This window comes from Kribbella sp. CA-294648, from assembly GCF_050943845.1.
Taxonomy (GTDB): domain Bacteria; phylum Actinomycetota; class Actinomycetes; order Propionibacteriales; family Kribbellaceae; genus Kribbella.
Window position 1 is genome coordinate 6,698,733 of record NZ_CP191981.1, and the last position, 19,446, is coordinate 6,718,178.

The 19,446-nt window shown below is 67.8% G+C and carries 15 protein-coding genes; 9 read left to right on the plus strand and 6 right to left on the minus strand.

The window, feature by feature from the left end; genetic code table 11:
* Positions 1-34 precede the first annotated feature (34 nt).
* Positions 35-2,950, plus strand: coding sequence for an ATP-binding protein (locus tag ACQPYM_RS31630; protein WP_433007813.1), 2,916 nt, complete (start codon positions 35-37; stop codon positions 2,948-2,950).
* On the opposite strand, the gene ACQPYM_RS31635 is transcribed toward ACQPYM_RS31630, so the two are convergent.
* Together ACQPYM_RS31635 and ACQPYM_RS31640 are read right to left on the minus strand one after the other, a co-directional pair.
* Complete coding sequence (locus ACQPYM_RS31635; protein WP_433007815.1) at positions 2,928-4,172, minus strand: alpha/beta fold hydrolase; 1,245 nt, start codon at positions 4,170-4,172, stop codon at positions 2,928-2,930. The two genes, ACQPYM_RS31630 and ACQPYM_RS31635, sit on opposite strands and share 23 nt — an antisense overlap.
* A gap of 279 nt (positions 4,173-4,451) precedes the next feature.
* On the minus strand, positions 4,452-6,251 hold the full coding sequence (locus ACQPYM_RS31640; protein WP_433007817.1) for a bifunctional metallophosphatase/5'-nucleotidase: 1,800 nt from the start codon (positions 6,249-6,251) through the stop codon (positions 4,452-4,454).
* 197 nt (positions 6,252-6,448) lie between these two features.
* On the opposite strand from ACQPYM_RS31640, the gene ACQPYM_RS31645 reads away from it, so the two are divergent.
* The 4 genes from ACQPYM_RS31645 to ACQPYM_RS31660 are packed head-to-tail and all read left to right on the plus strand — an operon-like array spanning position 6,449 to position 9,835.
* Positions 6,449-7,171 (plus strand): SDR family NAD(P)-dependent oxidoreductase, encoded by a 723-nt coding sequence (locus tag ACQPYM_RS31645; RefSeq protein ID WP_433007819.1) that lies wholly within the window; start codon positions 6,449-6,451, stop codon positions 7,169-7,171.
* Positions 7,168-7,875, plus strand: coding sequence for a FadR/GntR family transcriptional regulator (locus ACQPYM_RS31650; protein ID WP_433007821.1), 708 nt, complete (start codon positions 7,168-7,170; stop codon positions 7,873-7,875). Before ACQPYM_RS31645 ends, ACQPYM_RS31650 begins: the two co-directional genes overlap by 4 nt.
* Positions 7,872-9,017: a galactonate dehydratase gene (gene dgoD, locus ACQPYM_RS31655; RefSeq protein WP_433007823.1), complete on the plus strand. Its 1,146-nt coding sequence runs from the start codon at positions 7,872-7,874 to the stop codon at positions 9,015-9,017. Before ACQPYM_RS31650 ends, dgoD begins: the two co-directional genes overlap by 4 nt.
* Positions 9,011-9,835: a hypothetical protein gene (locus ACQPYM_RS31660; RefSeq protein WP_433007825.1), complete on the plus strand. Its 825-nt coding sequence runs from the start codon at positions 9,011-9,013 to the stop codon at positions 9,833-9,835. Before dgoD ends, ACQPYM_RS31660 begins: the two co-directional genes overlap by 7 nt.
* 8 nt (positions 9,836-9,843) lie before the next feature.
* On the opposite strand, the gene ACQPYM_RS31665 is transcribed toward ACQPYM_RS31660, so the two are convergent.
* Complete coding sequence (locus tag ACQPYM_RS31665) at positions 9,844-11,649, minus strand: exo-alpha-sialidase (RefSeq protein WP_433007827.1); 1,806 nt, start codon at positions 11,647-11,649, stop codon at positions 9,844-9,846.
* 153 nt (positions 11,650-11,802) lie between these two features.
* On the opposite strand from ACQPYM_RS31665, the gene ACQPYM_RS31670 reads away from it, so the two are divergent.
* The 4 genes from ACQPYM_RS31670 to ACQPYM_RS31685 all read left to right on the plus strand — a co-directional run bounded on the left by ACQPYM_RS31670 (position 11,803) and on the right by ACQPYM_RS31685 (position 14,361).
* Positions 11,803-12,435 (plus strand): bifunctional 4-hydroxy-2-oxoglutarate aldolase/2-dehydro-3-deoxy-phosphogluconate aldolase, encoded by a 633-nt coding sequence (locus ACQPYM_RS31670; protein ID WP_433007829.1) that lies wholly within the window; start codon positions 11,803-11,805, stop codon positions 12,433-12,435.
* A gap of 111 nt (positions 12,436-12,546) precedes the next feature.
* The gene (locus ACQPYM_RS31675; protein WP_433007831.1) at positions 12,547-13,479 is read left to right on the plus strand and encodes a sugar kinase; all 933 of its coding nucleotides are present in this window, start codon (positions 12,547-12,549) and stop codon (positions 13,477-13,479) included.
* A 14-nt stretch (positions 13,480-13,493) separates the two neighbouring features.
* Positions 13,494-13,913, plus strand: a complete 420-nt coding sequence (locus tag ACQPYM_RS31680; protein WP_433007833.1) for a RidA family protein — start codon at positions 13,494-13,496, stop codon at positions 13,911-13,913.
* Between the two features lie 28 nt (positions 13,914-13,941).
* Positions 13,942-14,361 (plus strand): VOC family protein, encoded by a 420-nt coding sequence (locus ACQPYM_RS31685; RefSeq protein WP_433007835.1) that lies wholly within the window; start codon positions 13,942-13,944, stop codon positions 14,359-14,361.
* A gap of 47 nt (positions 14,362-14,408) precedes the next feature.
* Here the strand turns inward: ACQPYM_RS31685 and ACQPYM_RS31690 are convergent, their stop codons facing one another.
* The 3 genes from ACQPYM_RS31690 to ACQPYM_RS31700 all read right to left on the minus strand — a co-directional run bounded on the left by ACQPYM_RS31690 (position 14,409) and on the right by ACQPYM_RS31700 (position 19,382).
* Positions 14,409-15,875, minus strand: coding sequence for an ATP-binding protein (locus ACQPYM_RS31690; protein ID WP_433007837.1), 1,467 nt, complete (start codon positions 15,873-15,875; stop codon positions 14,409-14,411).
* Positions 15,875-17,536, minus strand: coding sequence for an FAD-dependent oxidoreductase (locus ACQPYM_RS31695; RefSeq protein WP_433007839.1), 1,662 nt, complete (start codon positions 17,534-17,536; stop codon positions 15,875-15,877). Before ACQPYM_RS31695 ends, ACQPYM_RS31690 begins: the two co-directional genes overlap by 1 nt.
* 67 nt (positions 17,537-17,603) lie before the next feature.
* Complete coding sequence (locus ACQPYM_RS31700; RefSeq protein WP_433007841.1) at positions 17,604-19,382, minus strand: chitinase; 1,779 nt, start codon at positions 19,380-19,382, stop codon at positions 17,604-17,606.
* Positions 19,383-19,446: the final 64 nt, after the last annotated feature.

Genomic DNA, 19,446 nt, shown 5'->3' on the forward strand with positions numbered 1-19,446 from the left:
GGAGGCGGCACGGATCCGGCACGGAGGACCGGGGATGGGCGATCATGGGCGGATGGTTCCCGACGGCCAGGTGGAGATCTCGGCGCGCGAGGCCGAGGTGCTCGCCGCGATCGCGGCTCACCGGTCGAACGCCCAGATCGCGCACGCCTTCCACATCTCGATCCGCACGGTCGAGAGCCATGTCTCCTCCCTCCTCCGCAAGTACGGCGTGACGGACCGCCGCCAACTCGCAGACCTGATCGCCGAGTCCCACCCCGACACCGCGGCAGCATCTTCGCGCTGGATCCCGGGAGGCGCTGGTGCGCGTGGCGCGCCTGCAGGTAGTCCAGGCGCAGGTGGCGGGGCCGGCGCCGCGGCGCGCAGGGGCGCGGGGGCGCTTGGGGGTGCGGGGGTTCGAGGGCTGCCGGGGAGTCGGACGACTTTTGTCGGGCGGTCGGTGGAGGCGGCGGCGGTGGGTGAGGCGCTGCGGGAGCCGGGGCTGGTGACGTTGCTCGGCCCAGGCGGGATGGGCAAGACCCGCCTCGCGGCCGTAGTCGCGGCGACGGTCGCGGAAGAGGCCTCCGTGCCCGGCGTCTTCGTGGATCTGGTGCCGGTGCGGGACCAGTTGGTGGCGCGCGCGGTCGCCACCGCGCTCGGCGTGACGGAACGCCCTCCGCAAACCCTCACCCAAGCGCTGATCGAGCAACTGTCCTCCACCCGCGCACTGCTCGTCCTCGACAACTGCGAGCACCTGGTGGCGGAGACGGCGGAACTCGTCGAGCTTCTCCTCGACGCCTGCCCAAACCTGAGCGTTCTAGCGACCAGCCGCGAGCGCCTCGCAGTACCGGGTGAACGCGTGATCCAACTGGAGTCTCTGCCGGCCGCATCCGACGGCGTTCAGCTCTTCCAGGACCGAGCCCGAGCCGTCGACTCCAAGTTCGCTGCCGACCCGGCCGACATCGCGCGCCTGTGTGAACGGCTGGACGGCATGCCGCTGGCCATCGAACTGGCCGCGGCCCGTACGGCGTCCCTCGGCATCGACGGTCTGCTTGCCCTCGACAACCAACTTCGCCTGCTGTCCGGCAGCCGTGCGGCAACCTCCCGCCATCGTTCGCTCAGCGCGGTGATCGGCTGGAGTCACGACCTGCTGGACGACGAAGAGCGACTGCTCTTCCGCCGGCTCGGCATCTACCTGGGCGGCGTCGACCTGGACGCGGCCTGCGCCACCAGTCCGGAGTACTCGCGAGGTGAGGTCGCGGACCTGATCGGCCGCCTCACCGACAAAAGCCTGCTGGTACGCCGCGGCGCCCGCTGGCGTCAACTCGAAACCGTCCGCGCGTTCGCTCTGGAACAACTGGAGACGGCAGCCGAGACCGCCATCGCCCGCGAACGCCATCTCCACTGGGCCGCCACCACAGCAGCCCAGCTGGAATCCCAACTCGATGGGACCTCCAACGACTGGCGGGCACGGTTCGGTGAGGTGGTGGACGACCTGCGCGCCGCCCTGGCGGCAACAGCCGCGCAGCCCGACCCGACGGCGCATCGGCTTGCTCGCTCGCTCGGCCATCTGACCTTCGCCTGTCAGGGATTCGTCGAGGCGGTCTGTCACTATCAGGCGGCGGCCGACCGCGCCGAGGACGGAGTCAGCGCGGCGCGAGATCTCCGCTCTGCCGCGGATGTCTCTCTCATCCTGTCCGACAGCCCAGCCACCGTCCGGATCCTGATGGCAGCGGCCGAGCGCGCAGTTGCCGATGGCAATGTCCGGGCGACGATGCTGGCCTCGGCAGTGATCGCAGTCAACCGCTACCCCGCCGGAGCGATGTACAACACGCCTCGGACCGAGAGCGCCCAACTGCTCGCCGACGCCTTCGCCGCAACCGCTGCCACGGCCACGGCCACGGCCGACGATTCCCAGGTCACCGCGCTCTTGGCCACGGCCAGCGCCTGGGAGCACGGCGAGCGACGGATCGGCGCGGACACCACGCTCGCCCACGCCGCCGTGGATGCCGCCCGACGGTCCGGCGACCCGGTCCTGATCGCGGGTGCTCTCGACGCCCTCTGTGTTGCTGCGGGCAACGCGGGACGGTTGCGCGAGGCCCGCAAGTACGCACTCGAAAGACTGGACCTGGTAGCCCCACTCCCCCGCCACGAGCCCTACGCCGCAGCGGAGATCGTCGATGCCTATCACGTGGCAGCAACCACCGCAGTTGCCACGGGCAACCTGCCGGCCGCGCTACCGGAGTACCAGGATCTCCCCGCGCTGGTCTCCGGCGCCGGCGACGCTGCCGGTGATCTCCTGGCCGGCGACCGCTCGTACCTCTGGCTGCCCAGAGTGATCCGCCTCAGCGGACTCACCGGTCGCTTCGACGAGTGCATCGCGGACGCCGACACGCTCTGGGCACGTTGGGAGCGGGCCGGTTCGCCACCCCAGGAGTGGATGTCGTCCGCGCTGGCGGTGGCCGCAATGGTCCATGGTTTGCGGCGAGACGGTTCGTTCGAGGTCTGGCGGCGGCGTGCGCTCGAACTCGCTCGAACTGGAGGCGATGCGGCGGCCCCTGTCCTGAGCGCCGTGAGTGCCTTCGCCGAGGCTCGCGTCGCAGTACACGACAACACGCGGTCGACGGTGCTGGTCGAGCAGGCCTTCGCTGACTTCGGCGAGCTCTGGTGGGCGCCGTACGCGCACGCCGCGGGCGCCGAACTGGCGGTCGTGGCCGAGCTTCCCGATGCCGAAAAGTGGCTGGAAGCTGCGGCCGTGACGGCCGCTGAGAACGACTGGGCGGAAGCCTGCCTGCTCCGCGCTAGGGGCAGGCTGTCCGGTGACCTTGCTGTACTGCGGCAAGCTGCGGCGCGCTTCGCTGACATCGGCGCCCGGTTCGAGCAGGCCTGCACGTGGCTGCTGATTCCGGACCGGGCCGACGAAGGGCGGGCCGTGCTCGCCGAGCTGCGGGTCAGCCCGCCAGGTAGCGATTGACTTCGGCAACCATCTCCGGAATCCGTTCGTCGTAGACGCCGTGCGCGCGGCGGTCGACCGTCTTGAGGATGGAGTTCGGCAGCTTCTGGTGCAGCTTGCGGGCCCAGGCGACCGGGATGCTGTCGCGGTCGGCCTGCACGATGAGCAGCCGAGTGTTGTTGCCGATGGCAAGGTCTGGCTCGGTGGTGTGGTCGGTCCAGTAGGCGCACGGAAGGATGGTGACGGCGAACAGCGGCTGCGTCTTGTGGTCGCGTCGCGCATCCCGCCAGTACTGCGCCGGCCCGCTCGGCCAGCCGTTGTCGTTACAGGTGTAGGAGAGCGACGCCGCCGCGAAGCGTGAGAGGTCAGGGCTGATCTCGAAGAACTGCCCCAGGAACCCCAGCAGCTCCTCCGACGGTTTGATCGGTTTGCCTGCTGCCGCATCGAGAAGGGTCCTGACGTTGCGGGCCATCAGGTCACGATCGCTCTCGTCCCCGAGAGCCGATTGCAGTACCCACGGCATCGCGGCCGAGTCTATCCGGTACTTGCCGACCTTGACCGGTGTCCGGCGGTACACCAGCTCGGTCACGTTCGCCCGCACCTGCATGCCGGTCCGCCCGAGGTGGTACTTGTCGTTCCGCCACGCCGCCCAAGCGGCCCACTCGTCGAAGGCCGCCTCAGCACCCAGCCCGGTCGCGAGATGCCGGTACTCCGAACCCTCCACGTCCGTCACGCTGTCGACCACCATCCGGTCGACGTTGGCGGAGAAGAGCTGGCTGTAGACGACACCGAGATCCGCGCCCCAGGAGACGCCGTAGTACGAGAGCTTGTCCTCGCCCAGTGCGGCGCGGATCGCGTCCAGGTCGCGCGCGGCTTCGCGGATGTTCGCGTGTTGAAGGAGGCCGGAGTTGTTTGCCCGACACGCAGCGGCGAAGGCGGCGGCGTGCCGGCTCCCGGTGATGAAGTCGCGACGAGTGATCGACGACCGATACAGGTCGGCAAGCCGAACCGGGCCGCAGTCAAGCGGATCGCTCCGGCCCATGAAACGAGCGTCAACCCCGATCAGGTCATACTGCGAAGCCACCTCACCCAGGAGCGGCTTCAGGTCCAGCGGATACGCCAGCCCGGGCCCACCCGGCCCACCCGGATTGGACAACAAGATCCCCCGCCGCTTCGCGGGGTCAGCCTTGATCCGCGAGATCGCGATATCAAGCGTCCGCCCATCCGGCCGAAGATGATCCACCGGCACCCGGACCGTAGTACAGGACGCTCCCACGTCATCAAGCGCCTTACCTTGCTGATCATCAGCACCGTTCTGGCACTCCCGCCAGGTGAGCCGACCGTCGTCCGCGCGAGATGGCCCCGCATACGCACCACCAACAGGAACAAGAAGAGCTACCAAGAAGCTGACCAAGATGAGTCTTCGCATGCTCCCGACGGTAGAAAGAAGCAGCCTCGACCGCGCCCACCTACAAGCCCGCCTTGAGGTAGCTTCCGCGCTACCTCAAGGCGGAATCGTCGGCTAGCCCACGCGAACCATCCGTGTCAGCGGGGCCGGGGTCAGGGTGCCGTGGGTGCGGAGATAGGTGGTGAAGGTTTCGTGGTCGGTGTTGTTGCGGACTGGGTTGGTGTAGGCCTTGAAGGCTGAGTAGCCGTCTGCGCCGATGACTGTGTAGGCGAGCGCCGCGATGCGGTAGGTGCGCGTTGGGTCCACGGCCTTGCCGTCGATAATCAGCACTCCACGGTCGCCAACGGGCTTTGTGGTGTCGTAGGTGAAGGTGGCGTTGGCTGAGATCGCCAGCGGTGCGTACTTCGTTGTGCCGTCCGCTTGCACCTGCCACTGCTGTTCCATGACCGCGTCAAGCTGCGCACCCGTCAAGCTCACAGTGAGCACCGGGTTTCCGTACCCATAGGCGTCCCACGATTCACCGAGCATGACCTTGCCCTCGGCATCACCCGGTTTGGTGCCTTTGGCAACCAGCAGGTCGCCACGGAGCGCAGTACTCCCAGTGGCCGGCTTCGTTGCGATCAGCCCCAGATCGGCCTTGCCCTGCTGCCGGGCCGTCCACAGATGCACATCGGCCGCCAGATCCCCGAGCGTGCTCTCGCCGGCCGCGTTCGCAGTACGGGTGAAGTCGCCGGTGATGGTGGCAACCTTTTCGGCGTACTTGCGATCTCCCGCGGCCGTCCAGTAGTCCACGATCCGCTGGAGCTCCCGGTCCGGCGTCACGTCGCGCGTGACGGCATGGTTGGTCGAGGTGGTCTTGTCGCGCAGAACCTCGCCGGTACGCCGGTCCAGCTGGAGGTTGATCTCGTTGATCAGCCGCCCATGGTTCGCTGCCTCGACAACCGGGCGCGGGTTGCCGGCCGGGTCAGCGATGCTGCAGTTGAACGCGGCATGCCAATGCCCCGTGACGATCGCGTCGATCTGCGGCGTGACCTTCTTGGCCAGCTCGATCGCCGGGCCGCTCGGGTTGACGCAGTTGTTGTACGTCGGCGACGCGTCCGTGCCGCCGTCGTGCACGTTCAGGACGATCGCCTTCACCCCGCGACGGGCGAGCTCGGCAGCGGCAGCGTTCGCCGACGCGACGGGTTCGAGCGCCTTGAGGTCGGGCTGGAACGACGTGGAGCCCACCGGAGTGTCCGGCACTGTCAGGCCGATGAAACCGACCGGGTACACGCGAGCGCCGTCGCGGACCCAGCGGATCTTGTACGGCGCGACGATCGTCCTGCCCTTGGCGTCGACGATGTTGGCGGACTGGAAGTCGAACTTCGCACCGCGGAAGCGCCGGCCGGTGGAGTCGGTGAAGCAGCTGTCGACCCCTGGCGTACCGAAGCACTTGCCCTTGGCCATGTGGTCGACCAGGAAGCTCCTGGAGACGTCGAGCTCGTGGTTGCCGACGCTGGTGAACTCGACCCCGAGCGCGTTCAGCGCCTCGATGGTCGGCTCGTCGGCGTGCGCGTCCACCTCGAACGGCCAGCCGGAGAAGTTGTCACCGTCGGCGAAGAAGATCGAGTTCCGGTGGCCGGCCCGGATGCTCTTGAGATGGGTCGCCAGGTACGCCGCCCCACCCACGGTGATCGCCTTGCCGTCGGCTCCGGCGATGGTGCCGCCGTCTGCCACCGACGGTGGACGCAGGTAGCCGTGGAAATCCGTGATCGACACCAACTGCACCGGGACGCCGGTGGCCTCCTGGGCCGCTGCGACGGATGGCTCTTGGGCCGCGGCAGTCGTGGGACCGCCAGCCGCGGTCAGGGCGAAGGTTGTCAGAGAGAGGGCGGTGAGCGCGGCGAGCGCTCTCGGGCGGGTCGAACTGCGCACAAGTGTCTCCTTCTGGGCGACGGCAAGCACTTACCAGCATCCATAAGCCTGGCCCAGAATGAACGCCATGTCACTACCAAACGCCAGATCCAAGAACATGGAAGGAATTTGCCGAGCCCTCTCCGCCCCCTTGCCGAGCGCCGCGCAGACATGTGAGGATTAATTCATAAATTATGTTTAAGTCCGAGGAGGCGCTGATGCGGCTGGATGGACGGGTGATCGTCGTGACCGGTGCGGCGACGGGGATCGGCGCTGCGTGTGTCCAGCGACTGCTCGACGAGGGAGCCTCGGTGGTGCAGGTGGATCTTCAGCCCTGCAAGGAGATACCCGGCAGAGCCCTGGGCATCGTCGGCGATGTCGCGTCACCGGACACCTGGGCCGAGGTCTCGTCCCGCGGCCGCGACGAGCTCGGGCCGATCACCGGACTGGTCAGCAACGCATTCACCATCGACGTCCGGCCGGCCCACGAGCTGCCGCCCGCGTCGTGGCAACGACAACTCGATGTGAACCTGACGGCGGCGTACCTGGGATTCAAAGCGCTGCACCAAGACTTGAGCACCAGCGGCGGATCCGTAGTACTGGTCTCGTCGGTGCACGCACTGACCGGCATCCCCGGTCATCCGGCGTACGCCGCCTCGAAGGGCGCGCTGGTCGCTTTGGGGCGTCAGCTCGGGGTGGAGTACGGCGGTTCGATCCGGGTGAACACCGTGCTTCCGGGCCCGATCGACACCGCCGCATGGGACCGGGTCAGCGCCGAGGGCAAGGCCCAGAGTGCGCGGGCGACCGCAGTCGGCCGGCTCGGCCGTCCCGACGAAGTCGCTCGGGCGGTGGCCTTCCTGTTGTCGGAGGACGCGTCATTCGTCACCGCTGCGAGCCTCGTGGTCGACGGCGGCTGGTCAGCGGTCAAGGACTCGGCATGACTGGGATACAGCGCGGGGTGTCGCGGGGGTTGCACGGGCAGATCGTGGAGGTGATGGCGCGGCGCATCCTGTCGGGGCGGATTCCCGAGGGGGCGACGATCAATGTGCCTGACCTGCAGGCCGATCTCGGCGTCAGCCTGACCGCGGTCCGGGAGGCGCTCAAGGTGCTGACCGCCAAGGGTCTGGTCGATGCCCGGCAGAAGCGCGGCACGTTCGTCCGGCCGCGTTCGGACTGGAACCTGCTCGATGCCGACATGATCCGCTGGCACTTCGACGACGACGTCCGGCCGGAGTTGCTGGAGGAACTGCACGAGGTACGCGGGATCGTTGAGCCCGCCGCGGCCCGGCTGGCCGCAGTACGGGCGTCTGCTGCGCAGCTCAATGCGTTGGACGAAGCGTTGGCGGCGATGTCGGCGGCGACCGATGACCTCGCCGCCGCGGCGGCGGATGTCGCGTTCCACAAGGCGTTGCTCGCTGCCACCGGCAACGAGTTGCTCACCAAACTGGAGATCGTCATCGAGACCGGTCTGGCCGGTCGCGACCGGCTGGTCCACAAGCTGAATCCCTCCGACGATCCGGTACCGAGTCATGCGCGCGTGGTCGACGCAGTACGAGCTCACGACCCGGAGGGCGCCGAACTCGCCATGCGAGAACTCCTGGCGAAAGCCGCCGAGGATCTGTCCGCGATCCGGAGCCGCAAATGAGGATCGAACGCATCGGGACGTTCCTGGTGGCGCCGCGGTGGTTGTTCTGCCGGATCGAGACCAGCGACGGCGTGGTCGGCTGGGGTGAACCCGTGGTCGAAGGGCGGGCCGAGGTGGTGCGCACGGCGGTCGACGTGCTGGCGGAGTACCTGATCGGCCGGGATCCGCTGCAGATCGAACGGCACTGGCAGATCCTCGCCAAGGGCGGGTTCTACCGCGGCGGACCGGTCCTCAGCAGCGCTCTCGCTGGAATCGATCAGGCGTTGTGGGACATCGCCGGGAAGGTGTACGGCGCTCCCGTCGCGTCGCTGCTCGGCGGACGCGTACGGGATCGCGTTCGTGTCTACGCCTGGGTCGGTGGGGACGATCCGGCCGAGATCGCCGAGCAGGTCGCGGCGCAGGTCGAGGCCGGCATGACCGCGGTGAAGATGAACGCGAGTGGACGGCTCCAGCCTTCACCTTCGCTGGCCGAGCTGAACGCGATGGTCGCGCGCTTGGCGGCTGCTCGGTCGGTGCTGGGCGATTCGCGGGACGTCGCGATCGACCTGCACGGCAGGGTCGGGGTTGCTGCCGCGCGGCGGATCATGCGGGCCGTGGAGCCTTTGCATCCGTTGTTCGTCGAGGAACCGGTGTTGCCGGAGCATCTGCAGCAACTGGCGTCAGTGGTCGGCGCCTCGACCGTGCCGGTGGCGCTCGGTGAGCGGCTCTACAGCCGGGCGGAGTTCATGCCCGCGCTCGAGGCCGGCGTGGCGGTGGTCCAGCCCGATGTGTCCCACGCCGGCGGCATCTCGGAGTTGCGGCGGATCGCAGTACTGGCTGATTCGCAGGGCGCTTTGCTGGCCCCGCATTGTCCGTTGGGCCCGATCTCGCTGGCGGCGAGTCTGCAGGTGTCGTTTGCGACGCCGAACTTCTTGATCCAGGAGCAGAGTCGGGGCATCCACTACAACGTGGACAGCGACCTGACGACGTACGTGACCGATCCGGCGCCGTTCGACTGGGTTGACGGTCACGCGGAGTGGAATCCGCTGCCGGGGTTGGGGATCACGGTGGACGAGGCCGCGGTCCGGGCGGCGGATCTGAAGGGCCATGCTTGGCGCAATCCGGTGTGGACGCACGCCGACGGATCTTTTGCGGAGTGGTGAGCTTGCTACTGGAGAACGAGGTCGCGATCGACCTGGACGACGGCGGGCGCTGGACTTCCCTCGTCCTGGGCGGCCGCGAGTGGCTGTGGCCGGGACCGGGATTGCTCACGACTTCTCGCGAGGGCATGAGTTCGTACGTCGACGTCGGCGGCCTGGACGAGTGCTTACCGACAGTGCGCGGCATGCCCGACCACGGTGGCTTGTGGAACCAGCCGTGGGGCTCACTGGAGGAGGACGAGGATTGGGACGTCGTCCAGTACGACGAGGCCGTCCTCCTCCGCCGCTTCAACGGCGGCCCCACCCCCGACATCGACGAAACCGGCGCAATCTGGGCCGACTACCGCCTGCTCGCGCCGCCCGGCTACACCTTCATCTGGGCGGCCCACGCCCTCCTGGACTGCGCAGTCGGCACCACCATCAATCCATCGCGCACCACAGAATGCCGTCTCTACGCTGACGATGCACGACCGTGGGTTGGGGGTGCGTGGCCGGTTGCGGGTGGGGTTGATCTGAGCGTTTATGGGCCGACCGACGGTACTGCGATGGGCGCGGTGCTGGTCGATTGCCCGACGGTCGAGGTCATCGATAGGGACCTGGCGTTGACGCTCAGCTTGAGTTGCCCGGGGCAACCTGTTTCGACGGCGCTCTGGCGCAATCTCGGTGGGTTCCCGGCGGATGCGCCGTACCGGAGTCTGGGCGTGGAACCCATGCTCGGCCGGGTTTTCGACTTGGCCGAAGCCGGCGCCGGCGACGCGGCCGTCGTACCGGAGTCGGGTGAGCTGACCTGGCGGCTCGTGGTGTCCGCCAGGTCAGTCTGATGGTTCGGCTACCCGAGCGGCAGGTCGAGTACTGCGTTCGGCGCGGTGGTGACGTTGCTCGTCCGGATGCTGTTCAACTCGGCCGCCGTGATCGCGCGTCGGTAGATGCGCACCTCGTCGAGCGAGCCGTCGAAATGATGCGCGCCGTCGAGTCGCTGACCGACGTACATCTTGAACGGTCTTCCCGGACTGACCGAGCCGGCCGGCGACGCGACGCTCGCCACCTGAGCGCCGTCGACCCAGATGGACAGTGTCCCCGCCTTGCGTTGCAGCGCGACGTGGTGCCAGGCGTTGTCGTTGTAGGCCCTGGTGGTCGCGACGGCGGCAGTGTTGCCGCCGGTCGTGATCAGGCCGCGGATGCGCGCGTTCGCCGGTTCGGCGCGCAGCCAGAACTGCGAGTACTCGTTGAGGTTGTAACCCCAGAAGATTGCCTGCGGCGTCGTTCGGGCGCCGTACTTGATCCAGGACATCGCGGTGAAGTCACCCGCACCCACCGCGAGCGACTCGGCGAAGGGCAGCTGGATCGCGTCGTCGGTCCCATCGAGATCCCGGGCCTGCCCGAACTTGCCGGCGACAACGGTCGTACCGCCGCGCAGGATGCCGTGGTTGCCGAGCCCGGAGACGTCGGGTGTGGTGGGTCCGGTCGGCGCATCGGGGTGCCCGATGTCGGTCTCGGTGAACCGCGCGAACCGGATCTGGTCACGCGCGTCGACCGGCCCGGCCTCGTACAGCAGGCCGATCTCGCCGGTGTCGAGCAGGGTCATGTCGGAGTACCCGGACCAGTCGCTGGTGATCCTGGTGCCTTCGGCAACGGACTGCCAGGTCTTGCCCTCGTCGAAGCTGGACCTGATCGTCATGTACCTGCGGCGCTCCGGATCGGCGGGCGACGCAAACAGGATCCGGTTGTACTTTGCACCCTGGTCGGTCGCCCGGAGACGGAGCAGCGAACCCTGCACGATCGGCGTGGTCAGGCCCGGGATCGTTGTGTAGTTGGTCGAATAGGTCTCGCCACCATCGTTGCTGATGGCAAACGCCCGACTGTTGTTCCCCGTGCCCGCACTGTTGTTCCGGGCACCGGCATAGATGCCGCCGTCAACCTTCTCGACGACACTGATCTCCTGCGGAACCATTCCGTCGGAACGCAGGTCGGTGGCGCCCTTGTGCCAGGTTTCGCCGCTGTCGTCGCTGTAGACGAGTTGCCCGGCACCCCGGCCGCCGGCGTCGTAGTTGGTCCCGGCCACCAGCCGGCCCTTGTGCGCTCCACGGGTCAACTGGATGCCATGCACCGGACCGGTCGCATACCAGCCCCAGGTCGGGTCGTCGATCTGCGCGCCGATGTTCCTGGCTTTGGTGAAGGTCTTGCCGTCGTCGTCGCTGAACTGCACGTACGGCGTCCGCGGGCGGCTGGTAGTACCGGGATCCATCGTGGTGAGCAGCACGATCCGGCCGGTCTCCAGATCCACGATCGGGGTCGGGTTGCCCCGGGTCGCGACGGCGTTCGGGTCGGTGTCGGTCCCCGACAGCACGATCTTCTGCGCCGACCAGGTGCGGCCGTCGTCCTCGGACCGGCGGACGACGAGGTCGATCTCCTGGGAGTCGCCACACCAGCTCCGCCGGGCTTCCGCGAAGGCGAGGAGGGTGCCGAGCTTGGTTCGGACGATCGCGGGGATCCGGTAGCAGCCGTAGCCTGCGCCACCTTTCTGGAAGAGGACACTCTGGACGACTGCGGCTTCGGCGGGCTGGGTCTGCTGCGGTCCGGCGAGGCCGGCGGCCAGCAAGGCGAGGGAGATCAGCAAGGGGCGGAATCTGGGCATGGGTACGGGGACCTGCCTTCCGGCAACGGAAAGTAAACAACGGGGCGGGGTTGCTCACTCGTAACTTAACCACCTTTCGGTGGTCTCAAACGCTAGACATCCCACGTCCTATGTATTGATCGATCCAATACGGTGAAAGCCACCATCGAAGGGGTGAACCACGTGGAGTTGCTCGCCGAACTGAGCCGGCGCAGGGTGCTGGCCATCATCCGGGCCGACGGTCCCGATCGCGCTGTCGAGTGCATCCGGACCCTGGTGACCGCCGGAATCACCCTGCTCGAGGTCTCGCTGACGACCCCGGGCGGCGCCGAGGCGATCGCCAGGGCGCGCGACGAGTTCGACCCTTCGGTGCTGATCGGCGCTGGAACTGTCGTCACCCCGGCCCAGGCCGACGAGGTCGCGGCCGCGCGGGCGGGCTTCGTCGTCACCCCGGCCATCACTCGCGGGGCGGTTCGCAGCGTCGAGCTTGGTGTGCCTCTCTTCTGCGGAGCGCTGACTCCGACGGAGATCGTCACGGCGCTGGACATCGGCGCCTTGGCCGTCAAGGTCTTCCCCGCGAAACTCCACGGACCCGGCTACTTCCGTGAACTCCGCGCGCCACTGCCGGATGCACCTCTCCTCGCAGTAGGCGGCGTCGACGTCACCACCGCCCCGCAGTACCTGCAGGCAGGCGCGCTCGCAGTAGGCCTCGGCTCCCCTCTCCTGGGTGATGCCGGAACCGGCGGGTCGCAGACGGAACTCGCCGGCCGAGCTGCCCGGTTCTTGGAGGCGATCAGCAATGCCTAGCCGGACGCCCAGCCCATCAATGGGCCACTCGCCACTCCCCTCCCCCGCTGAGCGTCAGCGCGGCGGGCGACCATTGGTGGGCTGGCGGTCCGCCGCTTTCCGGGGGATGCGATGACCGAGGTTCTCACCTTCGGCGAGGCGATGGTCTCGTTGCGTTCCAAGACCGCGCTGCGGATGGGCGGTGACGTGCACCTGTCGGTCGCCGGTTCGGAGAGCAACGTGGCGATCGGGCTGGCCCGGCTCGGTCATGACGTCGCCTGGTTAGGTGCTGTGGGCAACGATGAGCCCGGCCGGCTGATCCAGCGCACGCTGCGCGCGGAGAACGTCGACACCAGTCACCTGCGCTTCTCCGACGACTCGTTCACCGGCTTCATCGCCTTCGACCAGCCCGCCCACGACATCACCCGGGTCAGCTACCACCGCCGCGGCTCGGCGGGCTCCACGCTCGCTCCGGAGGAGTGCCTCGCCGCCCTCGCCGACCCGCCACGCATCCTGCACGTCACCGGCATCACGCCGGCTCTGTCCGACACGGCCCGCGCCGCGACGCTGGCCGCAGTACAGGCTGCTTCTGCTGCTGGGGTTCAGGTTTCGCTGGATGTGAACTACCGGGGTCGGCTCTGGTCGCGCACCGAGGCGGCCGCCGTACTGCGTGAGCTGCTGCCCCACTTGACCACGGTGTTCGCCTCGGACGACGAACTCGACATCCTCACCGATGCCGAGGACCCGATCGCCGAACTACTCTCCACCACGATCTCCGAGGTGGTCATCACCGCCGGTGGCAAAGGCGCCTGGACCCACACGGCGGACGGCACCATCCATCGGCCGGCCCTCCCGGTCACGGTCGTCGACTCGATCGGCGCCGGCGACGCGTTCGTCTCCGGCTACCTCTCGGCCACCCTCGACAACCTCCCACCCGAAGACCGCCTCGCCCGGGCCACCACCTCAGGCGCCTTCTGCGTGGGCGCCCACGGCGACTGGGAATCCCTCCCCACCCGCGAAGACCTCACCCTCCTCACCCACACCCACGGCACGGCCCTGCGCTGAACTAAGGTCGCCAGATGGGGAATCACTTCAATCCGCCAGGTATCTGGGCTCCCAACGGCCGCGCCTTCAACCAGGGCGTGATCCAGCCGGAGGGCAAGGTCATCCACGTCACCGGTCAGGTGGCGTGGGACGAGAACAGCAACGTCGTCGGTGAAGACGACGCCGGCGCACAACTCGAGAAGAGTCTGGACAACGTCCGGATCATTCTCGGGCAGGTCGGTGGAACGCTGGCCGACATCGTCAGCATGACCATCTACTTCCTGCATCGCGACGACCTGCCCGCGATCCAGGAAGCCCGCTCCCGCGCCTTCCCGGCCGCCACCGCGCCGGCGAGCATTCTGATCCAGGTCGCCGGCCTGGTGATTCCGGAGTTGCTGGTGGAGGTCGTCCCGATCGCCGTGGTCCCACTGGACAGATTCCGCGATCCTGCATAACGCTGGCCAGAAACGGCGAGGAGTCGACATGGCGAGCTATCCGGAGCTGATGCACACCGCGCTGGACACCACGGACGCCCGTGGGCTGGCGGAGTTCTATCGAGAGTTGCTGGGGCTGCAGTACCGGCCCGGCGACGAGCCGCCCGCTGATGGAGCGGCGGATGGCGCGGACTGGCTGGTGCTGGTCGATGCGGAGGGGCGGCGTCAGCTCGCGTTTCAGCAGGTTGACGAGCTGCCCCGGTCGACCTGGCCGGCTCCCGACGTACCGATGCAGTTGCATGTGGACTTCGCCGTACCGACGCGCGACGAGCTCGAAACCCATCGGCGACGGGCCGAGGGCCTCGGTGCGACCGTGTTGCTCGATCGCACCGAGGAGGGCGGGGAGCCGCTGTACGTCCTCGCCGACCCCGCCGGCCATCCGTTCTGCCTCCTGGTCGGCCACCCCTAGGCTCGGCCTTGGGGCGAAGCCTTAGGTCGAAGCCTTAGGACCAAGGCTTAAACCAAATCGGCCTGGGCCTGGATCTCGGATTCGGGATTGATCGGCAGCACGATCTTGAAGCGGGTGTCACCCGGCTTGGACTCGACCCGCAGGTCGCCGTGGTGCTTCTTCACGACGATCCGCCAGGAGATGTCCAGGCCGAGGCCGGTGCCCTCGCCGATCGGCTTGGTAGTGAAGAACGGCTCGAAGATCCGGGTCCGGATGTCGGCGGGGATACCGGGGCCCGTATCGCCGATCTCGACCACGGCGAACGCCCCGTCGCGCAGGGTCTTGATGGTCAGCGTGCCGGATCCGTTCATCGCGGCGACCGCGTTGTCGATCACGTTGGTCCAGACCTGGTTCAGCTCGGCCGCGTACGCCGGGATCGACGGCAGCTCCGGATCGAACTCCTTCACCACCATCAGGCCCTCGAACTTGCCCGACATCATCACCATCGTCGACTTCAGCAGCTCGTGCAGATCGACGATCTGGTACGGCGCGCGGTCGATCTGCGAGTACTGTTTCGCCGCCCCGACCAGGGTCGAGATCCGGGTCACCGAGTCGTCGATCTCGTTCATCAGCGACTCGGTGTCGATCGTGTACATCAGCCAGCGAACAGCACCTTCCAGGTACTCCGGTCCGACGGCCGCCAGCACACCTTCCATCCACGGCACGTCCAGCCCGACGGCCGCGAGCACCGGTGCGACGTCCCAGCTGTTGGCCACGTCGTGGTCGTCGAGCCAGTCGGACAAGGTGTCCTCGGCGTCGCTGAGCTCCATCGGCGAGAGTTCGCGGGCCTTCGCGACCCGCTCGACCGCGTCCTCCTGGAGCTCGACGATCTTGTGCAGCTTGGTGGCATCCAAGGTGCCGTCGGCAAGCATCGCCAGCTTGGCGCGCATCCCGGCGACTCGCTGGCGAAGCGTCGCCGCGGCACGGACGGCCGCCGCAGCGGGGTTGTTGAGCTCGTGCGTGAGGCCGGCCGACAAGGAGCCCAGGGCAAGCAACCGCTCGCGCTGTCCCATCGTCTCGTTGGTCCGGCGCATCCCCATCACGAAACCCTCGATCAGGTGCACCGCCATCGGGAACCAGGTGTTCATCATCGTCGCCATCGCCGCGGCGTCGATGACGAAGAACTGCGACGGCTCCAGGACATACAGCGAAGCCGTGTAACCGTTGCGGTCGTCGGTGCCGAAGAACGCGTTGAAGGCACCGGCGTACACGCCGCGCTGGGAGGTCCGGTTGATCTCGACCTCTTCGCCCTGCAGCAGCTTGCACATCCGCAACCCACCGGACATCAGCACGTAGCAGCAGGTCGCCTCTTCGCCCTCGGCGAAGACACGGCCCTCCTGGACGTCGAGGAGGTGGCCCTCGCGGACCAGCCAGTCGAGCTGCTCGTCGGACAGCGACTCGAACAGGAACAGCGTGCGCAGCTCGTCGCGCGTGATCCGGCGCGGTTCGTCGGTCTCCGGAACGGTCTCGGTCATCAGAGCATCTCCAGGTATCGGTGCACCAAGGTGACGGCCATCGCGCCGTCCCCGACCGCGGAGGCGACCCGCTTGACGGACTCGGCACGGACGTCGCCGGCCGCGAAGACGCCGGGCATGCTCGTCTCCAAGTGGTACGGATCGCGGTCGAGCGACCAGCCCGGCGGTCGCCCGCGCAGATCCGGCCCGGTCAGGACGAACCCGCGATCGTCGCGCAACAGGTCACCCGGCAACCAATCGGTCCGGGGTGCTGCGCCGATGAACACGAACATCCATTCCGTGTCCACCTCCCGGCTCTCCCCGGTCGCGCTGTTGGACAGCGTCACGCGTTCCAAATGATCCGAACCCTTGCAGGCCACCACCTGCGTACAGGTGTGCACCTCGATGTTGTCGATCTCGCCGATCTGCGCGATCAGGTACGACGACATGGTCGCCTCGAGCGAGGGACCTCTCACCAGCATATGCACGCGTTTGGCATGTCGGGAGAAATAGACGGCTGCCTGGCCGGCGGAGTTCGCGCCGCCGATGATGTAGACGTCCTGACCGGCGCAGTTCGGGCCTTCGGTGGTCGCCGAGCCGTAGTAGATGCCGCGCCCGCACAGGTCGTCCACGCCAGGGGCCTGGAGCGTCCGGTACGAGACGCCCGTCGCCAGGATGACCGAGTGCGCCGAGATCTCACTGCCGTCAGAGAACTGCAGGCGGCGGGCGGACCCGATCGTCTGCAACCCGACCACCTGGCGGGCGGTCAGCAACTCGGCGCCAAAGCGGACTGCCTGTCGCCGGGCCCGGTCGGTCAGCTGCGCGCCGGACACCCCGTCGGGGAAGCCCAGGTAGTTCTCGATCCGGCTCGACTGACCCGCCTGGCCACCAGTCGCGACCTGCTCGACCAGCACGGTCCGCAGGCCTTCGCTGGCGCCGTACACCGCGGCACCGAGGCCGGCCGGGCCGCCGCCGACCACGACCAGGTCGTAGAACGCCTCGGCGGGCTGGGTGGACAGACCGACCTTGTCGGCCAGGTCGGACTCCGACGGCGCGACCAGCACCGTGCCGTCCGGGGTGATGACCACAGGCAGCGTCGTACCGTCGAGTTCGGCGGCCGCGAGCAGCCGCTGGCTCTCCTCGTCGTCGACACCCATCCACCGGTACGGCACCGCGTTGCGGGCGAGGAAGTCGCGCGCGGCGAACGACGGCGCGGACCAGCGATGGCCGATCACCCGCGTCTCGTCGGCGGGGACGTCCGGCGTCGACCTCCACAGGTCGAGCATCGAGTCGACCACCGGGTAGAGCTTCTCCTCCGGCGGGTTCCACGGCTTCAGCAGATAGTGGTCGAGGTCTACGACGTTGATCGCCTGGATGGCGGCGTCCGTGTCGGCGTACGCGGTGAGCAGGACCCGGCGGGCCAGCGGGAACAGGTCCATCGCCGCTTCCAGGAAGTCGATCCCGGACATCCCCGGCATCCGGTAGTCCGCGAGCAGCAGGGCGACCGGCTCGCCCCGGAGCTTGAGCTCCTTGAGCGCGTCCAGGGCCTGGCCCGGCGCCTCGGCCCGGACGATCCGGTTCTCCTCGCCGTACCGGCGCCTCAGGTCGCGGGCGATCGACCGGGAGACGCCCGGATCGTCGTCCACGGTGAGGATCACCGGGCGGGTTGATGACGTTGGCATAGCTCTTTCATACCAGCGCCCGGCGAATCCCGGGCGCCGTTCATCCACAGGCTGATGACGGCCCAGGTCAGGGCAGAGCTGCCAGGTACGGCGCGTGGGCGTTCTGGAACTCCCAGTTGTAGTAGCGGTCCCAGTTGATCGACCAGGTCATCAAACCGCGCAGCGACGGTGAGGCGCCGCCGCGCAGGGTGTAGCCACCACAACTCTGACCCTTCACCAGACAGTCCAGCGCTTGGTGAACGGCTGCGGGGGCGGTGTAGCCGTTCCCTGCGCTGACTGCCGCCGGCAGACCGAAGGCGATCTGGTCCTGCCGGAGTCCTGGGAAGGTGTGACCGGTGTTCGCGACCGGGAAACCGGCCTTGATCATGTCGGTCATCGCGATGTGGAAGTCCGCGCCGCCCATGGTGTGGTACTGGTTGTCGAGGCCCATGACGGGCCCGGAGTTGTAGTCCTGGACGTGCAGCACGGTCAGTCCATCGCGCATCGCGTGGATCACCGGCAGGTACGAGCCGGTCCGGTTGTCGCCGCCACCCGCGCCGCCGTAGAACTGGTGGCCGACCTGCACGAAGAACGTCTCGGGCGCCATCGTCAGCACGAACTTCGTCCCGTACTTCGCCTTGAGCGTCTTCAGCGCACTGATCAGGTTCACCACCACCGGGGTGGTCGGGTTGCGGAAGTCGGTGTCGCCGGCATTGAGATAGAGCGAGTGACCCTCGAAGTCGATGTCGAGCCCGTCCAGCCCCCAGCGGTCGATGATCGCGCTGACCGAGTTCACGAACGCGTCGCGCGCCGCCGTACTGGTGAGCTGGACCTGGCCGTTGGCTCCGCCGATCGAGATCAGCACCTTCTTGCCCTGGGCCTGTTTCGCCTTGATCGCGGCGAGGAAGTCGGCGTCGCTCTCCACGTTCGGGCACTCGCTGACCGGGCACCGGTTGAAGCGGATGTCGCCGGAGGTGACCGAGGTCGGCTCACCGAAGGACAGGTTGATGAGATTCCACTGCGACGGGATGTCGGCCATTCGGATGTAGCCGGAGCCGTTCGCGAAACTCGCGTGCAGGTAGCCGATGAGGGCGTGCTTCGGGAGTCCGGTGTTGGTGCAGCCTGTCGTAGTACCGGAGGCTGCTGCGCTTTTGGCCGACTCACCGTTGCTGTTGTAGGCGGCAACTGTGTAGCTGTGGCTCGTGCATGCTGCTAGTCCGTCGATGCTGGTGGAGGTGCCAGTGACCGTCTTGACTTGGGTGGAGCCTTCGTAGACGCGGTAGCCGGTGACTGTCCCCGTGGAGGCCGGCCAGCTCAGTGAGATCGCGCTGTTCGTAGTACTGGTGACTGAAGGCGTCCCTGGTACGCCGGGAGCGCCACCGGTCGGCGGGTCGCCACCGGGGCCGTCCAGGTTGACGTCATCGGCCTGGTACGCCGGTTGGCCGTACCAACCGTGGAGGTAGATCTGCGCCGACGTCTGGCTGGCACTCGTCGTGAAGGCGACGGTCAGTTGCGTGTAGCCGCTCGCCGACGGTGTCCAGGTGGAGGCACCGCCAGTGACGCCCAGATACACGTAGGACCCACGCACCCAGGCCGACAACGTGTACGCCGTACTTGGCCGCACCGCCACGGTCTGGCTGCACTTGGCGAGGTCTGACGCCGACACTGCTCCGTTGAGAGCGAAGCCGCCCGAGCGAGTGGGACTGGTGATCACCGAGCCACCCGAGCAGGTCCATCCGGTCAGCGACCCCGCCTCGAACCCGGGGTTGGTCAACAGGTTCGCCGCCTGCGCGGTCTGCGGGACGCCGACCAGTCCGGCGACAACCAGCAGGAACCCGAGAAGGGCGGCAGAGCACCGTGAACGCATGGGCGGACCTCCAGCGATGAGCGTGTATTAAGTAGAGAGCCTTCAAAATTCCCGGTCAAGGCAT

Coding starts and splice junctions, on each gene's coding strand:
- ACQPYM_RS31675 (WP_433007831.1), top strand. CDS start 12,547: ATGACCGAGGTTCTCACCTTCGGCGAGGCGATGGTCTCGTTGCGTTCC.
- ACQPYM_RS31700 (WP_433007841.1), bottom strand. CDS start 19,382: ATGCGTTCACGGTGCTCTGCCGCCCTTCTCGGGTTCCTGCTGGTTGTC.
- ACQPYM_RS31695 (WP_433007839.1), bottom strand. CDS start 17,536: ATGCCAACGTCATCAACCCGCCCGGTGATCCTCACCGTGGACGACGAT.
- ACQPYM_RS31630 (WP_433007813.1), top strand. CDS start 35: ATGGGCGATCATGGGCGGATGGTTCCCGACGGCCAGGTGGAGATCTCG.
- ACQPYM_RS31650 (WP_433007821.1), top strand. CDS start 7,168: ATGACTGGGATACAGCGCGGGGTGTCGCGGGGGTTGCACGGGCAGATC.
- ACQPYM_RS31645 (WP_433007819.1), top strand. CDS start 6,449: ATGCGGCTGGATGGACGGGTGATCGTCGTGACCGGTGCGGCGACGGGG.
- dgoD (WP_433007823.1), top strand. CDS start 7,872: ATGAGGATCGAACGCATCGGGACGTTCCTGGTGGCGCCGCGGTGGTTG.
- ACQPYM_RS31680 (WP_433007833.1), top strand. CDS start 13,494: ATGGGGAATCACTTCAATCCGCCAGGTATCTGGGCTCCCAACGGCCGC.
- ACQPYM_RS31685 (WP_433007835.1), top strand. CDS start 13,942: ATGGCGAGCTATCCGGAGCTGATGCACACCGCGCTGGACACCACGGAC.
- ACQPYM_RS31665 (WP_433007827.1), bottom strand. CDS start 11,649: ATGCCCAGATTCCGCCCCTTGCTGATCTCCCTCGCCTTGCTGGCCGCC.
- ACQPYM_RS31690 (WP_433007837.1), bottom strand. CDS start 15,875: ATGACCGAGACCGTTCCGGAGACCGACGAACCGCGCCGGATCACGCGC.